This is a genomic window from Salinicola sp. (assembly GCF_982684285.1).
On record NZ_CEXLVS010000033.1, the window covers coordinates 1 to 5,217 of the forward strand.

The window sequence follows — 5,217 nt, forward strand, 5'->3', positions numbered from 1 at the left end:
CATCGGAGGGGCCCGAAGCGCTCACCGTCCGCCGCATCGCCACCGAGGCCGGCAACGAGGATGGCGCGTCGTTCGTGCGCTTCCCCTTCCATCACTGGCATCACAGCGTCATCGTGCCTGACGACCATCCGCTGACCAGAGCCACGCCCCTGACCCTGGAGGACGTGGCCGACTACCCCGTCGTGACCTACCACGAAGGCTTCACCGGCCGCGCCAGGATCGATCAGGCCTTCGAGAAGGCTTCGCTGGTACCCAATGTCGTTCTGACCGCGCTGGATGCCGACGTGATCAAGACCTACGTCGAGCTGGGTCTGGGGATCGGAATCATCGCATCATTGGCTTACCACCCCGATCGCGACCGTGGATTGGAACTGCTGCCGGGAGAGTCGTTGTTCCCCCGCAATACCACCTATCTCGCCCTCAGGCGCGGGCATTTCCTGCACGCCTTCGCCTACGAATTCCTCCAGCTCTGCAGCGCTGCGCTGGACGCAACGACGGTGCAGCAAGCGCTCGGTGCGCGCTGACCCGATAAGTCAAAAATACGATAAGCAATTCAGTTTTTATTACTTTTTAAATAGATAGCAGCTCACTTAGAGTCATCGGACAGACACTCCCACCGATCGACTTCAGGGAACCGATACCCGTGAGAAAATTGACTTCTTGGGCATTCACCAGCGCACTGGGGCTGTTCGCGCTGGGCGCCACGCCATTCGCCCAGGCGGAAGACATCGAGCTGCTAAACGCCTCCTATGACCCGACGCGTGAGCTTTATCAAGCCTACGACCCTCTGTTCAGCAAGTGGTACAAGCAACAGACCGGTGACGACGTCACCATCGAACAGAGCCATGGAGGCTCTGGCAGTCAGGCACGTTCCATCATCGACGGTCTGCCTGCTGACGTGGCGACGCTGGCGCTGGGTTACGACATCGACGCCATCGCCGATCGCACCGGCAAGATACCCGATGAGTGGCAGAGCGCGTTTCCGCACAACAGTGCACCCTATACGTCGACGATCGTCTTTCTGGTTCGCAAGGGAAATCCCAAGAACATCCAGGACTGGGATGACCTGACGAAAGATGGCATCGAGGTCATCACCCCCAATCCCAAGACGTCCGGCGGCGCCCGCTGGAACTTCCTGGCCGCCTGGATCTACGTCCTGAAGCAGCAACTGGGCGACCTGGGCAAGCTCGACGATCCTCGGTACGCCGATGAAGTCAGCGCCGCAAGAGCGGCAGCAGAGCAGTTCGTCGGCGACCTCTACCGCCATGTGCCGGTACTCGACTCCGGCGCACGCGGTGCCACCAACACCTTCGTGCAGCGAGTTATCGGCGACGTGCTGTTGGCATGGGAAAACGAGGCGTTCCTGGCCACGGAAGAACTGGGTGAGGGACAGTTCGATATCGTGGTGCCCTCGGTGAGCATTCTCGCGGAGCCGCCGGTCGCGGTCGTCGAGGGCAATGTCAGGAAAAAGGGAGAGGCTGCCGAGAAGGCCGCTCACGCCTATCTCGAACATCTCTATTCTCCCGAAGCCCAGGCGTTGGCGGCTGCCAACTACTATCGCCCGGTCAATCCCGAGTCTGCCGCGAAGGAGGATCTCGCACGCTTTCCCGATCTGGAACTGCACACGGTCAATGAAGTCTTCGGTAGCTGGCGCGAAGCGCAAGCGACCTACTTCGACGACGGTGGCATCTTCGACAAGATCTATCACCCCTGAATGCCTGGAAGCCGATCTCTCATGAGCCAACGAAAGACGCTGTTACCGGGTTTCGGGCTGAGTCTGGGTATCACGGTATTCACGCTCTCGCTGCTGGTGCTGATCCCGCTATCGGCCCTCGTCACCAGATCCGCCGAGCTCAGCCTCGGCGGTATGTGGGATGCGCTGGCGGATCGCAGGGTGCTGGCTGCCTTTCGCGTCAGTTTCTCGACCGCCTTTGCAGCCGCCTTCGCCAATCTGTTTCTGGGGTTGATCGTCGCTTGGGTGCTGGTGCGCTACCCCCTCCCCCTCAAACGCGGCTTCGACGCCCTGATCGATCTGCCGTTCGCGCTCCCCACCGCCGTCGCGGGGATCGTGCTGACGACGCTGTATGCCCCCAACGGTTGGTTGGGGCAGTTCTTCACGGACTGGGGGATTCGCGTGGCTTTCACGCCACTGGGCATCATCGTGGCATTGATTTTCATCGGGCTGCCATTCGTCGTACGCACGGTCGAACCCGTGCTTCAGGAACTGGATCGACAGCAAGAAGAGGCCTCGACCAGCTTGGGCGCGTCGCGCTGGCAGACCTTCTATCGCGTACTGCTACCGCCACTGGTACCGGCCATTCTGACCGGATTTTCACTCGCTTTTGCGAGAGGGCTGGGGGAGTACGGATCGGTCATCTTCATCGCCGGCAACATGCCGATGAAGTCCGAAATCGTCCCCCTGTTGATCGTCACCAAACTCGAGCAGTACGACTACGCCGGCGCCCCCGGTATCGCGCTGGCATCGCTGGTCGTTGCCTTCATCATGCTGCTCGTCGTCAACGGACTGCAACACTGGACGCGCAAGCGCACCGGTCGCGACTAAGGAAAGCCTCATGAGTCGTATTCTCCAACCCCAAACCGCGTCGCGAGAGCAAAAGGGAGAAATGCCGTTCGTTCGCTACCTGCTGAGTCTGCTGGCGCTGGCCATCATCGGGTTGTTTCTGATCCTGCCCCTGGTCGCTGTCCTGTTCGAAGCGTTTCGGGAAGGCTGGCAGGCCTACCTGACCGCCATCACCGATCGCTACACGCGACACTCGATTCTGCTGACACTGTTCACGGCGCTGATCTGCGTGCCGTTGAATACGCTCTTCGGCATTGCCGCAGCCTGGTGTATCGCACGGTTCCAGTTCCCGGGCCGTAGCCTGCTGACCACGCTGATCGACCTGCCCTTTTCGGTATCGCCGGTCATCGCCGGCCTCGTCTTCATTCTGATCTTCGGTGCTCAAGGCTGGTTCGGCGGCTGGTTCGCGGCCAACGGCTTTCCCATCATCTTCGCGCTGCCAGGCATTGTGCTGGCTACGATGTTCGTCACCTTGCCGTTCGTCGCCCGCGAGCTGATACCCCTGATGCAAGCGCAAGGCGCCGAGCAGGAGGAGGCGGCGATAATGCTCGGGGCCGGCCCATGGCGAATGTTCTGGACGATCACGCTACCGCGCATCAAGTGGGGGCTGCTGTATGGCGTGATTCTCTGCAACGCGCGCGCCATGGGCGAATTCGGTGCGGTATCCGTCGTATCCGGGCATATCCGTGGCTCGACCAACACGCTACCGCTTCACGTCGAGATTCTTTACAACGAGTACCAGTTCAGCGCGGCCTTCGCCGTCGCCACGCTGTTGGCCGGCCTCGCCATCGTGACCCTGATCGCCAAGTCGATCGTCGAGTGGCGCCAGCAGCGTCAATGGGAGAATGCATCGTCATGAGTATCCAGGTTAACCAGTTGACCAAACGCTACGGCAACTTCACGGCACTGGACGATATTTCGCTCTCCATCGACGATGGCGAGCTGGTGGCACTGCTCGGCCCCTCCGGCTGCGGCAAGACCACGCTCCTTCGCAGTATTGCGGGCATGGAATTCGCCGACAGCGGCAACATCCTGCTCGAGGGCCGCGACATGACGTTCGAGCCCATACGCCATCGCCAGGTCGGATTCGTATTTCAACACTACGCCCTGTTCAACCACATGAGCGTGTTCGAGAACGTCGCCTATGGTTTACGCGTCAGGCCGCGTGCCCGGCGTCCCAACGAAGCCGCGATTCGTCAGCGCGTCCATGAGCTGCTCGAGCTCGTTCAACTGGAATGGCTGGCCACGCGATTTCCGCCACAGATCTCCGGTGGCCAGCGCCAACGTATTGCGCTGGCGAGGGCTCTGGCGGTGGAACCTCGATACCTGCTGCTTGACGAACCGTTCGGCGCACTGGATGCCAACGTTCGCAAGGAATTGAGACGCTGGCTGCGCCGTCTACACGAGGAGCTTCATGTGACGAGTCTGTTCGTCACTCACGATCAGGAAGAGGCCATGGAAGTCGCGAGCCGCATTGTGGTGATGAATCATGGGCGAATCGAGCAGGTGGGTACGCCTGCCGAGATCTACGACGAACCACGCACACCGTTCGTTTCTTCCTTCATTGGCAACGTCAATGTGTTTCAGGGCACCATTCGCAGTGGCGCTTTCCACAGTGGCAGCTGGCGTCTTCCACTAACGGATGCCAGAGATACCCTCCACGCTGCCGAGCAGAACGCGTTCATCCGTCCGCACGACATCGAGATTGTTCATCCTTTGACATCAGAGTGGCAAGCAAGAGTCCAACACATCCAGCCGATGGGCAGCAGCTATCATATCGAGGCGGTTCCCTTCGCTGATGCCGCTGGAGGAGATGGCCCTCAGATCGAAAGCGGACTGATCGTGATCGAAATGACTCGCCACGCGTTCAAGTCATTGTCGTTATCCCCCGGTGATCGAGTCGGTCTGAAAATCCATCACATTCATTGGTTTCAGCCGCGACAGGTCATCGGGAAGCCCTCGATCGCCCCGCCGGTTCCCGCCTGACAACGAGCATCGAGCTTTTCTTGGCGAAGCATCGGTCATGCGCCTCGGCACCGACACGGCAACGAAAAAGCGGCACGCATGATGCGTGCCGCTGACGCAGGGCTAGAGCCCGAGACGACTGTGTTCAGCGCTTGGCGTAGAGCCTCTCGGCGTGGTAGCGCAGGTGTTCGTCGATGAAGCTGGCGATGAAGAAGTAGCTGTGGTCGTAGCCCGGGTGGCGGCGCAGGGTCAGCGGGTGATCGTGCTCTTCGCAGACCGCCTCCAGCCGCTCCGGCTTGAGCTGCTCTTCGAGAAAGTTGTCGGCTTCGCCCTGGTCGATGAACAGCGGCTGGCGCGACGAGCCCTTGGCGACCAGTTCGCAGGCGTCGTACTGCGTGCGCAGGCCGACGTCGTCGCCCAGGTAGTTCTCGAACGCCTTCTGCCCCCAGGGTACCTGGGTCGGGTTGACGATCGGCGCGAAGGCCGAGACCGCCGCATAACGCCCAGGCTGACGCAGCGCCAGCACCAGTGCACCGTGGCCCCCCATGGAGTGGCCGCTGATCGATTCGCGACCGTTGACCGGGAAGTGCAGCCGGACCACCGAGGGCAGCTCCTCGGTGACGTAGTCGTACATCCGGTAGTGCGTCGACCACGGCTCACGCTTGGCGTTG

At 60.9% G+C, this 5,217-nt stretch carries 6 protein-coding genes; 5 read left to right on the forward strand and 1 reads right to left on the reverse strand.

What is annotated here, in order from left to right; all coding sequences use genetic code 11:
* The 5 genes from AC3AYF_RS04760 to AC3AYF_RS04780 all read left to right on the forward strand — a co-directional run.
* The coding region (locus tag AC3AYF_RS04760; protein WP_487779454.1) for a LysR substrate-binding domain-containing protein at positions 1-524 on the forward strand (524 nt) is incomplete at its 5' end.
* Positions 525-643: 119 nt separating this feature from the next.
* Positions 644-1,714, forward strand: coding sequence for a sulfate ABC transporter substrate-binding protein (locus AC3AYF_RS04765; RefSeq protein ID WP_365677070.1), 1,071 nt, complete (start codon positions 644-646; stop codon positions 1,712-1,714).
* Between the two features lie 21 nt (positions 1,715-1,735).
* On the forward strand, positions 1,736-2,563 hold the full coding sequence (gene cysT, locus AC3AYF_RS04770; protein WP_295037191.1) for a sulfate ABC transporter permease subunit CysT: 828 nt from the start codon (positions 1,736-1,738) through the stop codon (positions 2,561-2,563).
* A gap of 10 nt (positions 2,564-2,573) precedes the next feature.
* On the forward strand, positions 2,574-3,440 hold the full coding sequence (cysW, locus tag AC3AYF_RS04775; RefSeq protein ID WP_295037190.1) for a sulfate ABC transporter permease subunit CysW: 867 nt from the start codon (positions 2,574-2,576) through the stop codon (positions 3,438-3,440).
* 17 nt (positions 3,441-3,457) lie between these two features.
* Positions 3,458-4,567 carry a sulfate/molybdate ABC transporter ATP-binding protein gene (locus AC3AYF_RS04780; RefSeq protein ID WP_487779455.1) on the forward strand — a complete coding sequence of 370 codons (1,110 nt, stop codon included), beginning with the start codon at positions 3,458-3,460 and terminating at the stop codon, positions 4,565-4,567.
* A 124-nt stretch (positions 4,568-4,691) separates the two neighbouring features.
* On the opposite strand, the gene AC3AYF_RS04785 is transcribed toward AC3AYF_RS04780, so the two are convergent.
* Positions 4,692-5,217, reverse strand: a 526-nt coding sequence (locus AC3AYF_RS04785) for an alpha/beta hydrolase-fold protein (RefSeq protein WP_487779456.1), incomplete at its 5' end; no start/stop codon positions are given.